Origin of the sequence: Nostoc sp. C110 (genome assembly GCF_043099725.1) — a bacterium.
GTDB lineage: Bacteria > Cyanobacteriota > Cyanobacteriia > Cyanobacteriales > Nostocaceae > Nostoc > Nostoc muscorum_A.
This window is the reverse complement of the sequence record NZ_CP171148.1, coordinates 4,362,218-4,381,606: the sequence shown is the minus strand read 5'-3', so window position 1 is coordinate 4,381,606 and position 19,389 is coordinate 4,362,218. Positions and strand designations below refer to the sequence as shown.

The window sequence follows — 19,389 nt, the reverse complement described above, 5'->3', positions numbered from 1 at the left end:
TAAATTATAATTTTGGAGGTAGAAGTTAAAAAGGAAGAATTAAAATTTTGAATATTTAAGTGTGGATTTCGCAGATTTAACTTTTCGTTAAGTCAAAAATTGATAGTAAAGGTGGTCTAGGTAAAAATATGCAATAAGCTAAATAAGGATTTGCAAATCAATCATCATAAAAATGTTCATCATTTATAATATATAACTCCTAATTTCCAACTCCTAACTATTTATTGTTAATCAAATTTGTCAAAATTCAATCATGACTAAAGTCATGGGTATAACCATGACTTTCTCCTCATGTAACTAGTAAAGATAAGTTCTTATGATGGTGACAACCAACCAGGAAAAACCCACAAGAAATGAAACTCAAAGCATTATCGCTAGTCGCTGGAGCCATCGCCCTAACTTTAAGCGCAACCTCCTTTGCTGTTACCGCCCAAACAGCCTCTCCTTCACCCTTGTTGCTGGCACAAACTCCACAAAAAGAAAGGGGCCCTTGGAAGGAATTAAATCTAACAGATACCCAAAAAACCCAAATTCAGGCAATTCGCCGCGATAGCCGCGCCAAATTTGAAGCAGTTTTGACCCCAGAACAAAAGGCAAAATTAGAAGCAGCTAAACAAGCGCGTCGGGCTGAGTGGCAAGCGCGTAAGGCTCAGGGTCAAACAGGTCAAGGTCAACGCCAACCAGGTCAACGTCGAGGAAAGGGTGGTTATGCTGACTTAAATCTGACTGAAGCACAGAAAACCCAAATGCGACAAATTCGGGAATCTGAGAAACAACAGATTCAAGCAATCTTAACCCCTGAACAGCGCCAAAAAATAGAGCAATATCGTCAAAACGCTCCTTCGCGTCGTCAACAAGGCAATCCTCAATAATAATCTTTTAAAAAAAAATAATTTTGAGATGGGCAACATTGCCCATTTCATCCAAAATAAATTATGATGCAACCCTTGGTCGCTTCTCCAAATCCCGCTCTTCACCTGCAACATGTTTTAGATTTAATCGATCGCATTGCTGTAGCACAAGGGCAAGATGTTCCCCAAATTGTGGAAATAGAAAAATTACGTTTCCTCCCTACTGACACTTTTGGCAGAACTTGGGCAGATTTCCTCAATGAACACAATTTCCAACCCTTTACAACTGGTAGCCGTCGTAAACAACTACATGATGGGATTCACGTTCTTACAGGCTATGGTGCTGACTTAATTGGTGAAGCAGAAGTACAGGCATTCTTATTAGGAACAAAATTTAGCATAACTAATTTGATGCTGGGATTAGGATTGCTGCGAGTCATTCATAAAAGCATAAATTCTCGACAACAATTTAGCTGGGCCAGACTCTGGCAAGCGTACCAACGCGGTTGTAATTCTCAATTTAACCCAGATACTTGGCAACCAGAATTACTATGGCACTTACCGTTGACTAATGTTCAGTCCTTATTTTCCATAGTCAAAAATTAACAAGCTTCTTGCAGAAGATGCGGAAAGGGGAAAAACTTCATCCCCTTTCCCTTTCCCTATTTTAAGACTACCTCTTTCAAGGTGCGTAAAAATTTTGGTAGATAGATTCCTCTTTAAGCTCTATACTCTGTGTCCTCTGCGCCTCTGTGGTTAGAAAAAATACTTTTAAACCGCAGAGGCACAGAGAACGCTGAGAAAAAATAAGAGATTTTACGAGTAACTTGAAAGGGCTAATTTTAAGACTTACCATTGACAGGAAAGTCTAAATATGGGTGATTTGAAAAACCACATCGTAGGGGTAATTCATGAATTGCCCCTAAGACAGATGCCCGATTTACTAGACTTTCAAGATAGTTATGAGTTATGAGTTAATCAAAACTCCTCGCTTGATTAAGATGTCTCAAGAATTTGCAATTGGTAGTAAAGTTCGTGTTGTGGCACTACCACCCTTCGTCAAAACTGCTGAACCTATGCCCATGCTGCGCCCCCCTGATGTTATTCACATTGGCGAAGAAGGTATAGTCCTTGACCGCCGTCCCGGTGGATATTGGGGTATTCGCTTCACTAAGGGAGCTTTTCTCTTAGATAGCCAATACATCGAAAGCATAGATAAACCTAGCGAATCTGACTCTAAGTGATATTTGGAGCGACTAAGAATTGTAAACTTGTGTAAAGTTGTAATTCTGGTTTGCGCCATGATTTCCCGCCGCACTTTTTTAAACATATTATTTGCCAGCTGTATTTCTTTCATCAGCTGGCTCAACTTTATACCTGCTGCTGATGCCCTTGGTGGTAAACTTCCTGCAATTAATCAACCCGCACCAGAGTTTACTTTGCCAACTAACACAGGTGATGGCAAAATTTCCCTCTCTGACTTGCGCGGTAAGTGGCTAGTCCTCTACTTTTATCCAAAAGACTTCACCTCTGGTTGTACTATAGAGGCTCGCCGTTTTCAGCAAGACTTACCCCAATACCTCGAAAAAAATACCCAGATTATTGGCGTAAGCGCTGATGATATTGATTCTCACGCCAAATTTTGTGATTCTGAAGGGCTAAAATTCCCACTTTTAGCTGACACTGATGGTTCAGTGAGTAAAGCTTACGGTTCATGGCTCGGCTTCTTATCGATGCGCCATAGTTTTATCATTGATCCTCAAGGTGTTTTGCGCGAGACTTTTGTCAAAGTCAACCCAACTGTTCATAGTTCAGAAGTGCTGGCACGATTAGAAAAGTTACAGTCTACAGCTTCTTAGATTTCAATAAACGTGAGTTCGGCGAAGGTAAATAGACCACGCTATAGGGGCAATTCATGAATTGCCTCTACGACAGATGTGCTTCAAATACATGAAAACTGCTGTAACCCAAGCGTATTGTCTCTTATCCCTCAAATTTAATGGGACAGACCACTAGTGGTCTATCGCATTAATTTTTCTAGGTTTGTAGTGAGCGATTTATCGCTCAAATCAAGGACTGAAGTCCTTACTACGAACTTTTATAACCCTTCAAATTTAATGAGACAGCCCACTAGATACTGGTTATCTGATCTCTTAAAACACACAAAAAATTGAATCAATCCTCTCTCTATTGCCATGTTTGAAATTCATCAATGGCGCTACGAATTAAGGAAGTTATTTGAGTGCGGCGGGTTTCAAAGTTGGCGGCAATATAAATCAGTAGGATGCCAACTAGTAAGCCTACAACCCATTTTAAAAAGGAGTACTGCAAACTAAAAATTACCGATTGATAGATTGTAGTAATTAAAAAAGTGGCTGTACCAATGTAGAGAAAAGCCCGCACTCGCAAAGCTAATCCGGCAAAAATGGCGATGAGGCTGAAAATTCCAGGTATCCAGGCTGTGTTTTGATTAAATAAAATTGCCCATCCACAAATTAAACCACTACCTAGCAATCTCAGAATATGACGAGCCGGTTTGTACTCTGGTAGCCTCAGTTGGGTATCTACCTGAGCAATATAAAGCAGTGATAATCCAATTGGCGTTATATACCATAAAGTATCAGTCAGGCGTAAGGAATCAAACCATCGGTAAACTGCCCAATCAATCAACGCCACACTAACATAAGTAAAACGGATGTTTTCACCCACCTTTGCCAGGAAGATATAGAATCCAGCTGCGAGTACCAAGGTAATGGGGTAAGTTTGCAGCCTGGTTTCCCATAAAATTATCAGTGGTATGATGTAGGCGGATTGCTGCCAAGGTTTTTTAGACCAACCCCAACTTTCCCAAGGCAGGATGTATAGAAAATAGGCTACCACACAGGCGATCGCACCGTTCCAAGGAACTAACGGCCCAGCCCAAAATTTTCCCACTGCTGTCTCGCGCCAATAAACCCTCATACCGGCTACCTCTAATAAGCCAAGGTAAACCCATATTTCGGCTATTGTGATTCCTCCCAAAATGCTAGGGGAAGTGCGCGAATTTCGTCCTTGAAAGATGGCATAACGAATTAAAAATACCCCTGTTGCTAATCCCACCAAACGGTTAATTCCAATGGGAAGAGGAATGGCAGCCATTAATAAGCAGCTACTCCAAGCCCAATGAATATGGGCAATTCTTTTCAATTCTTGGGGAGTTAGGCGTAAGTAGTTGACAAGCCTTGGTGACAAAATACGGTAAGCATACATGATACTGGCACCAAGGGCAGACATGGCAATTAATCCATCACCTAATGCTCCTCCTGAAGCTTGTGACATTTGATAGAACAAAAGTTCATAAGCAGAAATGGATACGCCAATGATTCCTAAGTACAGCAGGGGTTTAAAGTTCTCACGCCGTCGCCCTACGCCAATAATAATTAAAGCTACACCCAAGGAATATAAACCAGTCCACTCGGTAAAGGTGTTCAAACGCAGCAACACACTGAATGCACCATAAATTAATGGCAAAATGTGAAGGCTGCTAGGAAGTTTTTCTAATTGATGTCGTCGCCGCCACCACTCGCCGACAAGTTGAGCGATTAAACCTAAAGCGATATTTGCGATCGCTATCCTAACAATTGAGCGTTCCCCAAATCCCAACACTTGGGCAATTAACAATTCTAAAGACCACCCGATGCCATAGAATGCCCAATTGGTCGGTTCTCGCCAACTGCGATAAACAATGGCTGTTAAGGTGATTATAGTGGCAGCTAAGTACAAAAATCCTGAAGTGATAAACCCTGAGTAAATCAGCACTGAGTGTAGCGTCAAACTCAACAACTCAAAACCACACAATGCGATCGCCCATTTATCACTGGCGGCTGCATAATTAAGTGCTAATTCGTTTCCGTGTCGGCTCAAAACTGTCCTGGCTAACCATAGAATTAGGATTGCGATCGCGCCGACGAGAAACCAACCTCCGAGAAGGAGATGAGGTAAACCAGGTACACCCGTCCACAGCAGCGCCCCGATGAAACTCAGAGCAAATCCTTCTGTAATTACCGCAGATAGTTGGTTTCGTAAATAGCGCGTATTTACAAACATTAGTCCTGTACCTACTGCCAAACCAATTAATCTGGTTCCTGGTAACTGTAGAGTAAGTAGCTGGGCAACTCCCACAGCCAAGACACTCAAGTAACGGGTAGTAGTCCGACGTTCTGTAGTTGTGCAATTTGCAACACCCGTGAGAGCTATAGGTGTAACTAGCCATAAGGCTCCCAAATAAGCTTGGCTGTCAGCGACACCATACCAAGATGATTCTGCATTCATCCACAATAGGAAAAAACTAGCGGCGGCTAGTCCTAAACCGATATCCCATGCACTACGTTGCCATACTCCTTCTTTTACGCTAAATCGCCATTCTGCAACCATCAGAGCTAATAAAATACTTGCCCAGACTTGTTGACTAAGGGTTGGTGCCAGCCAATGAATGGTAGAGCAAAATGTCAGCACCCCGATGACGTGAGTTAGATATACCAGGGGAAGGGATGCGGGGGAACGGCGTTGAGTGACGAATGCCAGAGTTATGGTAGAAAATAGCAGATTTAGCGATCGCAATACAGGATTGACAATCGCGAGCGTTGTTAAAAAGGCTCCTAGTAAGAGGGTGAGCAGTTCGCCAAATTTAGCTAGTTCTCGCTTTTCGGTGCGATGTAGGCTATCAGTAAGCGCCACCATCAAAATTATGTAGGGAAATAAAGCTACACCCAGCAAAGCCCAAGGTTCATTTTGAGAATTTGTGAGTTGAGTACCAGTTGCGATCGCTAATTTCTGTAAGCTATCAGGTACTAATCGCCAACCTAGCCAAATCGTCTCTAAACCGATGACGAAAACCGCAGCGAAGTCTAGCTTTAAACTGTGCCGCCGCAATCGACTTCCCACAAACCACAAACCTAAACCACTTACAGCTATTGCTTGCCAAGGATAATTTACTACCGAAACCAGCCAACCCAAAAACAGTAGAATCCCACCAAGTTTTTCCCAAAGGAAAAGAGATGAGGGGTATATTACAGTTACTTCCTCTGCTCCCCCTGCTCCCCCTGCCCCCCTGCTCCCCTGCCCCCTGCCCCCTCTCTCCTGTACTAACCAAGTTACTAGCCAGCCGCAAATACCAATAGCTAATCCCAACTGAGTGACATTTACCCCAGCAACAAAAATTGCCCGCACTAGCAGCACTATCAAAGCATAAATAATTACGGCGGCAGGTAAACTAATACTTAAGCTGCGGCGATTGCTTCTATCTTCCTCACTGACAATATTAGGCTGTTGGTAATTGTGATAAATAGTAATTATAGTTGTGCCAATCATTGCCACATAGATGGCAATTAAGGGGAATCCTGGCAATTGCCAACCCCAATGCAGATAACTCAGCCCTAGAATATTGGCTAAAGGTAATTTGCCAGTACGTAAATTGGTAAAAATAGTCCGATTTTTGGAGAGTAAGACAGTTATAGCAGTGAGGCTAGGCCAGGCGATCGCAACTGCAACCAAATCCAGAGGATTTTGCCACAATTGAAAGCTATCCATTGCCCAAAAGTTTACTGGAACTAACAAAAGGGTGACAATCAGCAAAGTTTGAGCCGTCAATCTCAGGTTGTTTTGCCTAGTCGCCCAAAAGCTTAATCCCCAAAAACTCAGAGTATAAGCAAATAAAACTCCATACTGTCCAGAAGCAGGAAACCTTTCCCACTGACTCGCAGCCAGTACCCCAGAGGATACCACTACCAGAAATACCCCTAGAAAAAGCAGCCAGCGTACACTCAGTTCTGCCCCCAAGGACTGCAACATTGTACTGAGAAAGTTGGGTTCGACTGTTTTTTGTTGTGGTTGTCTACGGCGGCTAGATTGTAAAGCTGCTATGGGTAACTCCTGCACGGGATCAGAAGTTAAAAAAACTACCTTTTTTTTAGCTTCAGGCTGGGGTGGCAACACCACCGAACACACCAGAAACTCTTGGCATAGCTGCCTAACTTGGGTATCGGATATTAAACCTAAACGCAGCCATATATCTAGTCCTTCTAGTAACTGAGGATGTGACGATGGCAGTCTAATTTCAAATTTTAGCGGGCGCTCAAGGGGCGATGACATAAGCGGCAGCAGTATCAGTATATACTTTCAGTAGATTTCAATTAAAGTATATTTTGGTTCTAATTGTGCCACTTCTTAGGCTAATTGATGTTAACTTTTAACCTACTAACGATATTCAAATACTAAGGGACTTGCGTAAAAATAAAGTACCAGTAAACCGAGTTTCGACTGCGCTCAACTCTCGATGGCTGAGGGTTGAGCGCAGTCGAAACCCGTCTAGTTGGGATACTATTAACCCGCAGATCCCTTAGCTTTAATTGCACCAACCTAATTAACTGTCTGCTTTTAAAGCCTAGCCCGGATTTCTCACGCATAGTGTAGGCAGAGGGAGAAGAGGAGTGTAGGGAGTGTGGGCAGGGCTGTTTCATTCCATTTCAAACAGGATTTGTCAAGATGGTTAGCGAGAAAATTGTAAGTGAGGGTGACGAGAAGATGAACTTTTAAGCACTTGAACAACAGTAAAATTGTTCATTTTCTTGGCACGCTGGTAACAAAATAATCAATTTTAAATCGCTAGAACCCTTGATATTTAGCGCTCTTTAGGGAATGAAACAGCCCTGGGGAGTGTGGGGGGTAAGACTTCTTCTCCATCCTCCCACACCTCCCACACCTCCCACACCTCCCACACCCCTTGGATTTCTCACAAGTGAGAAATCCAGGCTAGGTGCGATCGTTTCCTTGGTTTAGGTGGATTTTGTTACTTTCCATAGTAAGTGGTTTATCTGCTGTAACTTTGAGTTATAAATTTTCTCAATTCCCGCTTTTAAATAATCAGAGCAATTGAACAAGAATATGTCAGTAAAACCATTAGTAACTTCAGGTAAGCTATTCTTTTTGACAATTTGAAACTGCACCTTGGGATCAACTAAATGACCAAGCATTTGAATTGATGGAATTATGCCACTATCACTAATTAAAAGCGGTTGATTACTTTGACTAATAATGTTAGCTATTTTCGGATATTCTTGGTATCTTTCAGGGAATTGATTCCACCAAATCTTAGCTTGCGAGTTGAGACTACAAGATATCACTCCGCTCGTAATTATCATAAATAGAACAAGTAGCCAGAGCTTTCTTTGCCAAACTTTAGGAGAAATAGAAGTTAATTTAGTAGTAAGTAAGTAAGCAACAGCTAATTGTATACCTAAAGTTAAGGGAAGGGTATATCGAGTAGTAGCGTAGCGCTTTTGAAAGACAAAATCCAATATGAATAGGGGAAGCCCTAGCGATCCAATCAAGGTTAAGACAAATAACCAAACTTTTCTAGGTGTGCTTCGACAAAGAATATAAATTGAGTAGAAAATTAGAGCAAAAATAATTATAATAAATGGAATTAATGCAAACTTAATTTTTCCTGAATCACTAGGACTAATACCCAAATCAAGAAACGTGCGGCTCAAGATACCAGCCCATCTTGCCACTGACCCAAATAACGTTTGTTTAGCATTTGCCCAATCTACTGCTTGTGGCTGAGGGTTGGTAATAATAATCCAAAGCCAAGGTACAAAAGTTATAAACCCTGCAAAGAATGAAATTAGGTAATCAATTGTGGTTTTATTCAATCGAAAGCGTTCGATTGTAATTACATAAATTCCCTGTGCAAGAGCAACCAAGGCAAAAAATATATGAGTATAAAACCCTACTACTAATGTTGCTGCATAAATCCACCAACTAACCTTTGTTTTAAGGCGCATGGCTCGCAGCATTGCGAAGCTCGACATTAAGATGGCTACTATCCATAAACTGTATGCTCGTGCTTCTTGTGCATACACGACCTCAACAGGTGAAACAGCTACCAAAGCGATGGCCATCCACCCGATTAGTGAAGACCCAAATAATTCTTCACATAGCAAATAAATAAAAGGAAAAGCGAACAGACTAGTGAATGCCGAAAAACTTCTTACCGCTGCTACAGAATCACCAAAGTGTTGTACCCAAAACCTAGTCATTAAAATGTATAGCGGCAAAATCTGTGAGTCTTCTACAATAATCCCTTTAATTGTATCAATTGTATTTTTTTCAGAATTGGGATATTGGTATTTACTCAAATCTTTTGTAGTAAGCAAACTACCATTGCTTAACTGCTCATTCATTTCTGACTGCATATAACCCGATATGCGTAATGAGGAGAAAACTTCATCACCCCAATAGACTTTTTTATCAATATTGACGAAACGGAAAAATACACCTATTACTAATAGGATGATAATTAAAAAACGTAACCAAAATAGGGAAGTTAGCCAGCTTTTTGACAATTGCTTTCTCATGTATTTCTCGATCTCCTCAAAGCATGAATGAACTGGGATAAAATTTTATTCTTATCGCGATAAAAGGTTCCATCTATGTTGAAATATAGAGTTTTTTAAAAGATATATTTATGTAGGTTGGGTAGAGTGAAACGCAACCCAATATTACCACCTTATTTATGTTGGGTTATGCGATCGCTGCACCAACCTAAAAAACTACGCTTCTTAAGGTAGACTATGTTTAATATTCAGCTATTAAACTAATAACAAAACTGCCAAATATTTTATTTTTCCTTTTTTACTATTTGTTTTGAACATCTTAGATATAAAACCGACAGTAAATATCTAGATATGCTCTCACAACTTAACACTCAATTACTGTCAAACAGATTGTTTATAAATATATGAGCTAAAAGTATCCTCTATCCATAGAATGAACTTTAAAATTTTTGCAGATTTTAGCAACAAGATATCATACAAAATGCAATTGTTTATCTGTTGTTTTATAGTATAAATTAAATAATATAGAAATATGGATACGGAACATCCTAGATTTTTAAATTTACTATTGCGCTGCATTAGGACAAGAATAAGAGAATGGATAAACGTACTACATACTCCTAGGTTGAAACAAGCTACGCTCAGTGTCTCGGAGAGAACTAGATTTCCGCAAAGGGAAGACATTTATAAAGGGTTTGTGTCTCAGTTTCGTGAATTTTTAAAAAATCGGGATGCTTCCTATAGATATATAGCAGTCTGCTTTGATTTTTGAAATTTATTTGCGTTGTGCGCGTTCGCGTTGGCGGAGCATGTCGCAGACAAGCCTCTCGTAGAGAAGCGTAGCGCAAGAGGTAATAGGCAAGAGCAAAGAAGGCTCTTTAACTTGTACTTTACTTTGCAAAAATCAAATAGGATTCCTACATGATACTTGTAGCGTAGATGTAAAATACTTGTATGAAAAATAAAAATATTTAATAAAGCTAATATTAAGATATTATAAATACACCTTTGAGTAGGATGGAAACCAAAGAGTAGGTTAACGTTTGTTTAAAAGCCTCCACATCTTTGCTAAAAACATACTCACTCAGCACTACTGAAACATTTAGGGCCGCCAAAACTATCCTAATTTTGCCACCGACTCTACTTATTACTATCTTCCAGTAATAGAATTAAGGACGAAGCCTTTGTAAAGCTTTCAACTATCACAAAGATAGAAGCTGTAGTAGCAAGATTTGGCCAAATGTCAGGAAATCAAAATTTCCATCCTAAGATAGGCCCTTAGTATAGTAGCATATAAAACGCTTGTAAGATTTTTATGACTTCCCGTATTCGCTTTTTGATGTGTCCTCCTGACCACTACGATGTAGACTATGTGATTAACCCCTGGATGGAAGGGAATATTCACAAATCATCGCGCGATCGCGCCGTGGAACAGTGGCAGGGATTACACCAGATCCTTAAACAACACGCCATTGTAGACTTAGTACCACCCCAAAAAGGTTGGCCTGATTTAGTTTTTACCGCCAACGCTGGCTTGGTACTGGGTGAAAATGTCGTACTCAGTCGCTTTTTACATAAAGAACGTCAGGGAGAGGAACCTTTCTTCAAACAATGGTTTGAAGAAAATGGTTATACAGTCAATGAACTTCCTAAAGATTTGCCCTTTGAAGGTGCAGGAGATGCACTCTTAGATCGAGAAGGACGCTGGTTATGGGCGGGATACGGTTTCCGTTCAGAATTAGATTCTCACCCTTATCTAGCTAAATGGCTGGATATAGAGGTTCTCTCTTTGCGACTCATAGACGAACGTTTCTATCACCTGGATACCTGTTTTTGTCCCTTAGCAAATGGCTATTTGCTGTACTATCCAGGCGCTTTTGATTCTTACTCCAACCGCTTAATTGAAATGCGAGTCGCACCAGAAAAGCGAATCGCAATTGCTGAAGCCGATGCAGTCAACTTCGCTTGTAATACGGTGAATGTGGACAGCATTGTGATCATGAACAAAGCGAGTGAAGCTTTGAAAACCCGCCTTGCAGAAGTGGGTTTCCAAGTGCTGGAAACACCGCTTACCGAATTTCTCAAAGCTGGTGGTGCAGCTAAATGTTTAACCTTGCGGGTAACGGAACCAGTTAGGGATGAAATTCATGCCAATGTCTCGGTAGAAAGCCGAATCATTCGCATGGAAGGACACTTACTTGATGCTGGCTTAATTAACCGCGCCTTGGATTTGATTATAGATGCCGGGGGAAGCTTCCAAGTTCTGAATTTCAACTTGGGAGAACAACGGCAAAGTACCTCCGCCGCCGAAGTGAAGGTATCAGCACCATCTCATGAGGTGATGGAAGAAATCATCTCTCTATTGATTGATTTAGGTGCAGTAGATTTACCCCATGATGAGCGAGACGCGATCTTGGAACCTGTAATCCAAGATGGTGTAGCACCTGATGATTTCTACGTCAGTACAATTTATCCTACCGAAGTCCGAATTAATGGGCAGTGGATCAAGGTAGAAAATCAGCGCATGGATGGCGCGATCGCAATTACTCAAACCCCTTCTGGCTTCGTAGCTAGGTGTAAAATACTACGAGATTTAGAAGTTGGCGAACGAGTAATTGTAGATGTACTAGGTATCCGTACCATTCGCAAAACTGAATCGCGCGAACAACGCAGTACCCAAGAATTCAGCTTCATGTCGGCGGGCGTTTCCAGCGAACGGCGCGTGGAATTGGTGGTTGAACAAGTAGCTTGGGAATTACGGAAAATCCGCGATGCTGGTGGTAAGGTAGTTGTCACGGCTGGGCCCGTGGTGATTCACACTGGTGGCGGCGAACACTTGGCGCAACTGGTTCGAGAAGGATATGTACAAGCGCTGCTGGGTGGAAATGCGATCGCAGTTCACGACATCGAGCAAAATATCATGGGCACTTCCTTGGGTGTGGACATGAAGCGGGGTATCGCCGTTCGTGGTGGACACCGCCATCACCTGAAGGTAATTAATAGTATCCGTCGTTATGGCAGCATTCCCAAAGCTGTGGAGGCGGGGGCAATTAAGAGTGGCGTGATGTATGAGTGCGTCCATAATAATATACCTTTTGTGCTTGCGGGATCGATTCGGGATGACGGGCCTTTACCTGATACCCAAATGGATTTGATTCAGGCACAGGAGGAATATGCTAAACACCTAGAAGGTGCGGAAATGATTTTGATGCTGTCATCAATGCTGCACTCCATTGGCGTGGGAAATATGACTCCGGCGGGGGTGAAGATGGTGTGTGTGGATATTAATCCAGCTGTGGTGACTAAGTTAAGCGATCGCGGTTCTGTAGAATCGGTGGGTGTGGTTACGGATGTGGGATTGTTCCTGAGTCTGTTGATTCAGCAGTTGGATAAGTTGACAAGTCCCTATGTAAATAAGGTAGGTTAAGAGACGAACCGCAGAGGCGCAGAGGGCGCAGAGAAAGGGAGATGACAAGAGTAGCTTTCAGGGAAGAGTTTCAGGTTAATTGGGTAAGTTTGATTGCTGATTTCTTGTTAGTAGGGATGGTTTTTGGCCCGCCAATTGCTCCCTTTCTGGCTGCGTCTGGAGTGTCTTTGCTTCCTGGGATTGCGGACATCATTTATTTCATGGGTAATCATGTGTGTCCGCAACCAACTATGGGGTTAGATTTGGCACCACCATATATTATGGCTGTGTGTATGCGCTGTTACGGCACTGTCACGGGTTTGCTGATTACTCGCCTGCTGTATGGGGTAACTGGTGGTAAAGGATTTTACTGGTTAAGCCAGTATGGATGGAGTGGTATGGCGATCGCTAGTGTGCTGATGATGGCTTATCCTTTAGAATTGGCAGCACAAATTTTCGGTTTGTGGAGTTTTAATAATTATCTGGTTACACTTTTTGGGTTGATTACGGGTTTAGCCTGGGGATTGTTTACTATGCCTATTTTCCACGGGTGGCGGGGTGCTAAAACTAGTTTGGAGCGATTTTAGTCTTACTCCTAATTTCTTCTTCAAATCAGCATCCCAGCAATGCAAGCGGTGATAAAACCCGCCAATGATCCGCCAATCATTGATCTTACACCCATACGAGCTAAATCATGCTGGCGATTAGGTGCTATCCCAGTAATGCCGCCAATAGTAATGCCAATTGAACCTATATTTGCAAAGTTACATAAGGCGTAAGTCGCAATAATTACTGCACGTTGGGAAATTTTACCACTTTCAATTAGTGCCTTCAAATCCAAAAAAGCAATAAACTCATTGAGAATTGTCTTTGTACCCAACAAAGCCCCCACTTGCTGACAATCAGCCCAAGGTACGCCCATTAACCATGCTACGGGAGCCATAAAAATAGATAAAATCAGCTGTAATGACAGTTGCGGTAAACTCACAAATGCCCCCAACCATCCCAGCAGTGCATTTAAAGCAGCCAATAATCCTAAAAAAGCGATAATTATTACCCCAACGTTAACCGCTAGTTTCACGCCGTCAATTGCTCCGGCTGTAGCAGCATCAATTGCATTTACATAATTGGTTTTTACATCTACCTTTACTTCACCAAGCGTCTCTGATACTTCTGTTTCTGGATACAGCAATTTTGATACTACCAATGATGTGGGAGCAGTCATAAAAAAAGCAGCAATTAGGTGTTCTGCTGGTATCCCAAAAGAAAGATATGCCCCTAGTACTCCACCTGCAATTGTGGCAAAACCACCCGTCATCACGGCATGAAGTTCTGATTGCGTCATCTTCGCGATATAAGGTTTAACCATCAGTGCTGACTCTGTTGGCCCTAAAAAGATGTTACCCGCACAGGATAAAGATTCAGAACCCGATGTTTTCAACGTCTTCGTCATTACCCACGCCATCACATTTACCACTCGCTGTAAAATGCCGTAGTAATATAAGACACTGATAAAGGCAGAGAAAAAGATAATTGTCGGCAGCACTTGGAAGGCAAAGAAATGATCCTTAAAATTTTCTCCAAAGACAAATTTGGCACCAACATCAGAAAATGCTAAAAATTTGCTGACAAAATCTCCCAGAAATTTAAACACAGTCAAACCCCAAGGAGTTTTAAGAATCACGATTGCCAATGCAAATTCTAATCCCAAACCCCACGCCACTATGCGCCAACGCACCGCTTGACGATTAACCGAAAAAGCGTAGGATATACCGATAAAAACTAAGATTCCTAACGCAGAGATGGCGCGTTCCATGTTTACTCCCAAAAAGGTATCGCTAAGGCACTTGGACACAAAGCATACACAAAAATCTGCCTTCTTTTGTGGCTTTGTAGTCAATTACTAGAGTTTTGATGCTGTAAACAAGAAATTAGCGATCGCACGTCAAATTACAATACCTTCAGTTAAGGCTAAAACTCTGTTATTGTTTAACGAACCGCCTTCTCTACGAGAGGCTTTGCCAACGCGTAGCGTCTCGTAGAGAAGGCGCAGAGAGAAGAAAGAAATGCCTAACCCAAGTGTATTGCGTCAAATCATTGTAATATTTCTAAATAATCTAGTTTTGACCTCAACCCTCTTGGCGGGCGCGGGTAGCCAACAGCTGAGATGGCTACCAATGAGTGCATAGAAGTCATTGGAGGCGTGTGCAGCACCTCCTGCATAACCTTCTCAGAATTACTCTCCTAATATCTGCTTTCTTAAAAACTCACTTTTCTCTTGAGATAAACGATAAATTGTAGGTTCTGCCTTTCCAATTATATGACCTTGTACATAGCTAATACCTAATTTTTTCAATTGATTTAGTGTAACTGGTGAATTTTCATCTAATCCCTCAACAATTATACTTGCTGGGTTTAGTGGATTCGTTGTTGTAACTATTTTTTGAACAAACTCGATAATAACATTAACGGGTTCTTGATAAAGAATTTCACGGTCAATTTTTACATAAGGTGGATTAAGTCCTGCTAATCGAGAGACTGACGCATAACCAACTCCAAAATCATCAATACCAAATTTAATTTTTAACTCTTGAACATATTTAGACAATCTAGTTTTAAATGTATCTAAAGGAGATTTAAGCTTCACTCCATCCTGATAAATTGGCAAATCAGTTTTTTCGGAAATTTCTAAAATTAGCTTTTTGGCTGTAATGTGATTGCTTGTTCCTTCTTTAACAATCTCACGAACAGTCTCAAAATAAGCGGTTCGCATCAGAGACTCTGGATACACATTGACTGATAGAGGAAGTATTTCATGAGTTCTACTTTGTTTTGCTTCAATTAATGCTCGTCTATAGCTATCAGCCGCCAGATTGAGAAGAACTTGATCTAACTCAATTGTAAATTTACGTCCCCATAACTCAGCAGCATAGAATAGATCAACAGGAGCTATCAAGCTATCTGGATCGCGAGCAAGAGCTTCCCAACCACTAATTGAAAATGTATCTAAGTCAAGAATAGGTTCAAAATATATAATAATTTTGGCTAGACGATCGCAAAAAAGATTAAACCTTTTCTCATAGAAAGAAAAAGGAACAAAACCGTAATTCTTTTTCAAATTGTCAAGAATTGCTGCTTCAACTCTTGTAGGTTGGAGATATAATTCCTGGCTAGCTTCGTAGAAACTAGATATGATTGTACAGTAAGCATCGCTAAGTAAATAAGAATCTTTTAACAAACCACAGACTAATATAAATTCATTATCTAACGTATCTAAAGGTATCAGTATAAAAGCTTTAGATGCTGATTCTTGCTCATCATAGTGAATTCTGTAAATCCCCTGATGATCTGAAGTAAAGATAGAATTAATTGGAATATTAGAAAGAATTTTATTTTTTAGAATATTGCCATAAGCATCATCATCAATAATTTCACTAAAATTGCTTTGTGCCTTTATATTCCAACTATTTTGATTTTCGACACGATGCATTACAAACACTAAGTCTGCGTCTGAAGTTTGTCTAATAACTTCAAGAATAAAATTTTGAACTGTAGCTGCTGTATCTCCAGTGTTGTTAGATAAATATTTAACAGAATATTCTCCTAATCGTTCAGCTAATCTGCTAATAAAGGATTCAAAAGGTTGTAATAAGCTTGGGATAGGATTATAGTACCTAGTATTACTTAGCTTTTTAGAATATTCTAATTTAACTTCTCCGATGTGAATCTTGGTCTGAATTGTTTCTAAAACTGGAATGGGTATAGATTTTGCTTTCGCTAATATGATTTCAAAGCCCTTATCTCTTAGGACAATGATTTTAGGAGTCATACTAGGAAGCACTTCTTGAATTTTGCTAGTAGCATACTCATGAAGCTCTAATATGGATACTTGTCCATCTTGATTAAGATCGCCTGCTCCTGTTTCGATGCCTTCTACTAAATAACGAGTATAGACAGATAGTTCTGAGCCTTGTTGTTCAAAAGAATACTCAGTAGAACTGGAGGATGTCAGAACTACTCGTCCTTCTGAACCTAGTTGTCCTTGTAAATCAACGGAATTGTCATTTTTAGCAGATAGAATTGGATCGAATGCTCCACTAAAACAGCAGTCGAGTATGATTACCTGCCGCTTCGCGCGGCTACGTTTCATTACTTCATGAATAAAGTTTGCAGGGACAGCAGTTGCCCTTACTAATTCTCCCCTTGAGTTTTTCTTTGTTGCGCGAGTTGCAAAGTATAAATTACCTGTGTCATCCTTAATACCATGCCCAGAAAAATAGAAAAGTATCAAATCTTCTTTAGTTCGCTCTGAGAAAAGTGCTTCAATTTCGTACTGCATTGTCTGAGGATCAGGATTTTTTAAACTCTTTAGCTCGTTAAAATCTCCCATGTCAGGGTCCTGTAAAACCCGACGCAATGATTCAATATCTTTCATAGCTGCTGGAAGAGGGCTTAACCCAGGTTCGTATTCATCGACTCCAATTAACAATGCTATTTTTGCCATTTTTATATCTTTATATTGCGCTAAAAAAAATCAAAATTCTTTGCTGTTTTATAGTAAATTTATTTAGCTGCTATAAATTCTTGAGCAGCTTTAATCGCAAGTTCTAATTCTTCTCGGCTATGAGCAGATACTTTCAATTTCATACCATTTGCCTCTAACTCTAGCTGAATAGACTTTCCGCCAAGACGATCACTCAAAAACCTGAATATTTTTTTTGTATTCTCTGCATTAAATTCTGCTATTAACATTCCTACTAAAAAACCACCTAAAGCTTTATTGCCTTCTGGAGGATTGGCATCGTATACACGAGTAACATTTTCTATTTCATCCATCTCTTTCAGTTCAGTTATGAACCATTGAGCCTGCTCATCTTGCTCTCTAGGTTCTAAATTTAGATCGTTGAAATTTAACGTAAGTCTTACATTAGATTTATTCGGCATTCTTTTTCGCCTTATGCAGTTTATCTATAAGGGGTATCTACGTAATTGCTTTTTTATAGCAGATCGTAGTTCAGTAATATTACTTGAAAGCTAAGTAATCAAAAATTATGCAATTTAATTCTAGCTTGGCTAAACACGAATTTCTAATTTGTGATAAAAAATCATTTACATAACCAACTTATATTCAAACTCAGAAGTAAATTAAGTATAAAACCCACAATAATGTATACATAAAACACTAGCTATTTTTTATACGTAAAGAATAATGGTGTAGAAATAAAATTAAGCAGGTCAAAATTAGGCTTGAAAAAGACGAAAAGCAGAGGATTGGTTGAATTAACATATTTTTTAACTCTGCTTCACTTGCGATGGCAGTTTCACAACCCCATAACCGTGCGATAATGAGCCTCAATTTGCGCGACGGTTTCAGACTTACGCTTTGTCTCCCATTGACTGCGATTAAATAATTCTTTTCGCAATTCATCAACGTTAATTGTGGTAACTTTACCATCAGCAACAATTTGCTTGCCATTAACCCAAGCACTATTAACAACATTGGTAGGACGGCCTAAAACCAATAAACCAATGGGGTCTGTACGCGGAAGCAATGATAAATTGGTGAGATCATAAAGTACTAAATCTGCTTGTTTTCCCACAGTAAGGGAACCGAGTTTGTCTGCCAAATTCAGTCCCTTCGCACCTCCTAAAGATGCCATTTCTACTGCTTGTCGGGGCGTAATCCAGTATTGATAATCTGAGTCTGTAATATTATGTAAAATAGAACCCATTTTGATTGCTTCTAGCAAATCTTGGGAGTCATTACTAGAAGCACCATCACAACCAAAAGTTACATTTACTCCAGATTGACGATATTTTAAAATTGGGGCAATGCCACTGCCTAAACGCAAATTACTTAAGGGATTATGAACAACTGTAGATTCAGTTTCGGCGAGGATGGCGATATCCGCATCATTTAACCAAACGCAATGAGCAAGTGAAGTGCGATCGCTCAAAAACCCGATTCTTTTCAAATGTTCCACGGCAGTACAAGCGTACTTTTCTTGGGCGAGTTTTTCCTGTGCCCTAGTTTCGAGTAAATGGGAGTGACGACAAAGATTATAGCGATCGCTTAACTCGATACATCCTGTAAATAAAGCATCACTACACAATTGTATTCCTGTTGGTGCGACCAAAATATTTACACCTTCATCTGGACGATGAAACTGTCTCACCGCCTCTTCGATAATTTCCAATGTTGCCGCAGTTGAGCGATGATAAGGTTCATGAGTTCTTGCTGATTCTCCAGATGGAAGCCCTGCGGTGAGGGATTCATCTTGAATTAAGGGGGCGATAAAGGCACGAATTCCAACTTCTCTGTAAGCGCGAGTTGCAATAGCGATCGTTTCTAACTCAAGTCCGGGAATTAACACTAGGTGATCTACTACACTCGTACCGCCAGAAAGCAAGGTTTCTACCGCAGTACCCAAGGCGCTGAGATAAACCTGTTCAGTGTCGAGGGGGGCAAAATCATACAGTTCCGCCAACCATAATTCTAAAGGCAAAACTGACATGATTCCCCGTTGCCACATCTCTGATGAGTGGGTGTGAGCGTTGAAAAAACCAGGTAGCAGCAGTTTATTTTTGCCATCTATGACAGTGCCGATTACTGGTAGATTGGGGGCAATGGCTGCGATCGCACCATCTACAATCTGTACATCTACCGTCGCATAATCATCACTGGCGGCAATTAAAACATTCTGAATAGTGAAATTTACCATATTTAACCTTGATTAAGTAATTGTATTTTCAACTG

The 19,389-nt window shown here is 40.6% G+C and carries 13 protein-coding genes; 7 read left to right on the top strand and 6 right to left on the bottom strand.

Annotation, left to right across the window (positions count from 1 at the left end; all coding sequences use genetic code 11):
- Positions 1–353: 353 nt before the first annotated feature.
- The 4 genes from ACFFRD_RS24150 to ACFFRD_RS24135 all read left to right on the top strand — a co-directional run bounded on the left by ACFFRD_RS24150 (position 354) and on the right by ACFFRD_RS24135 (position 2,710).
- Positions 354–872 carry a Spy/CpxP family protein refolding chaperone gene (locus ACFFRD_RS24150; protein ID WP_114085210.1) on the top strand — a complete coding sequence of 173 codons (519 nt, stop codon included), beginning with the start codon at positions 354–356 and terminating at the stop codon, positions 870–872.
- Positions 873–935: 63 nt separating this feature from the next.
- Positions 936–1,457 carry a Coq4 family protein gene (locus ACFFRD_RS24145; protein ID WP_392477950.1) on the top strand — a complete coding sequence of 174 codons (522 nt, stop codon included), beginning with the start codon at positions 936–938 and terminating at the stop codon, positions 1,455–1,457.
- A gap of 395 nt (positions 1,458–1,852) precedes the next feature.
- Positions 1,853–2,095 (top strand): regulatory protein SipA, encoded by a 243-nt coding sequence (gene sipA / locus ACFFRD_RS24140; protein WP_114085219.1) that lies wholly within the window; start codon positions 1,853–1,855, stop codon positions 2,093–2,095.
- Between the two features lie 57 nt (positions 2,096–2,152).
- A complete protein-coding gene (locus ACFFRD_RS24135) occupies positions 2,153–2,710 on the top strand; it encodes a peroxiredoxin (protein ID WP_392477948.1) in 558 nt (185 codons plus the stop codon).
- A gap of 328 nt (positions 2,711–3,038) precedes the next feature.
- Here the strand turns inward: ACFFRD_RS24135 and ACFFRD_RS24130 are convergent, their stop codons facing one another.
- Positions 3,039–6,980 carry a DUF2157 domain-containing protein gene (locus tag ACFFRD_RS24130; RefSeq protein WP_392477945.1) on the bottom strand — a complete coding sequence of 1,314 codons (3,942 nt, stop codon included), beginning with the start codon at positions 6,978–6,980 and terminating at the stop codon, positions 3,039–3,041.
- Positions 6,981–7,526: 546 nt separating this feature from the next.
- Between ACFFRD_RS24130 and ACFFRD_RS24125 the strand changes: the two genes are divergently transcribed.
- Complete coding sequence (locus ACFFRD_RS24125; protein WP_392477944.1) at positions 7,527–7,667, top strand: hypothetical protein; 141 nt, start codon at positions 7,527–7,529, stop codon at positions 7,665–7,667.
- On the opposite strand, the gene ACFFRD_RS24120 is transcribed toward ACFFRD_RS24125, so the two are convergent.
- Positions 7,664–9,235 (bottom strand): glycosyltransferase family 39 protein, encoded by a 1,572-nt coding sequence (locus ACFFRD_RS24120; protein WP_392477943.1) that lies wholly within the window; start codon positions 9,233–9,235, stop codon positions 7,664–7,666. The genes ACFFRD_RS24125 and ACFFRD_RS24120 overlap by 4 nt on opposite strands.
- A 1,306-nt stretch (positions 9,236–10,541) precedes the next feature.
- Between ACFFRD_RS24120 and ACFFRD_RS24115 the strand changes: the two genes are divergently transcribed.
- A complete protein-coding gene (locus tag ACFFRD_RS24115; RefSeq protein WP_392477941.1) occupies positions 10,542–12,653 on the top strand; it encodes a TIGR00300 family protein in 2,112 nt (703 codons plus the stop codon).
- A 41-nt stretch (positions 12,654–12,694) separates the two neighbouring features.
- Positions 12,695–13,219 (top strand): DUF2085 domain-containing protein, encoded by a 525-nt coding sequence (locus tag ACFFRD_RS24110; RefSeq protein ID WP_392477940.1) that lies wholly within the window; start codon positions 12,695–12,697, stop codon positions 13,217–13,219.
- A 20-nt stretch (positions 13,220–13,239) separates the two neighbouring features.
- Here ACFFRD_RS24110 and ACFFRD_RS24105 read toward each other — a convergent pair whose 3' ends face one another.
- The 4 genes from ACFFRD_RS24105 to ACFFRD_RS24090 all read right to left on the bottom strand — a co-directional run bounded on the left by ACFFRD_RS24105 (position 13,240) and on the right by ACFFRD_RS24090 (position 19,354).
- Entirely contained in the window at positions 13,240–14,448 is a 1,209-nt protein-coding gene (locus ACFFRD_RS24105; RefSeq protein WP_392477938.1) for a NupC/NupG family nucleoside CNT transporter, read from the bottom strand.
- A gap of 420 nt (positions 14,449–14,868) precedes the next feature.
- The gene (locus ACFFRD_RS24100; RefSeq protein WP_392477935.1) at positions 14,869–17,136 is read right to left on the bottom strand and encodes an EAL domain-containing protein; all 2,268 of its coding nucleotides are present in this window, start codon (positions 17,134–17,136) and stop codon (positions 14,869–14,871) included.
- Positions 17,137–17,195: 59 nt separating this feature from the next.
- On the bottom strand, positions 17,196–17,576 hold the full coding sequence (locus ACFFRD_RS24095; RefSeq protein ID WP_392477934.1) for a hypothetical protein: 381 nt from the start codon (positions 17,574–17,576) through the stop codon (positions 17,196–17,198).
- A 377-nt stretch (positions 17,577–17,953) separates the two neighbouring features.
- Positions 17,954–19,354, bottom strand: a complete 1,401-nt coding sequence (locus ACFFRD_RS24090; protein WP_392477932.1) for an amidohydrolase — start codon at positions 19,352–19,354, stop codon at positions 17,954–17,956.
- Positions 19,355–19,389 lie beyond the last annotated feature (35 nt).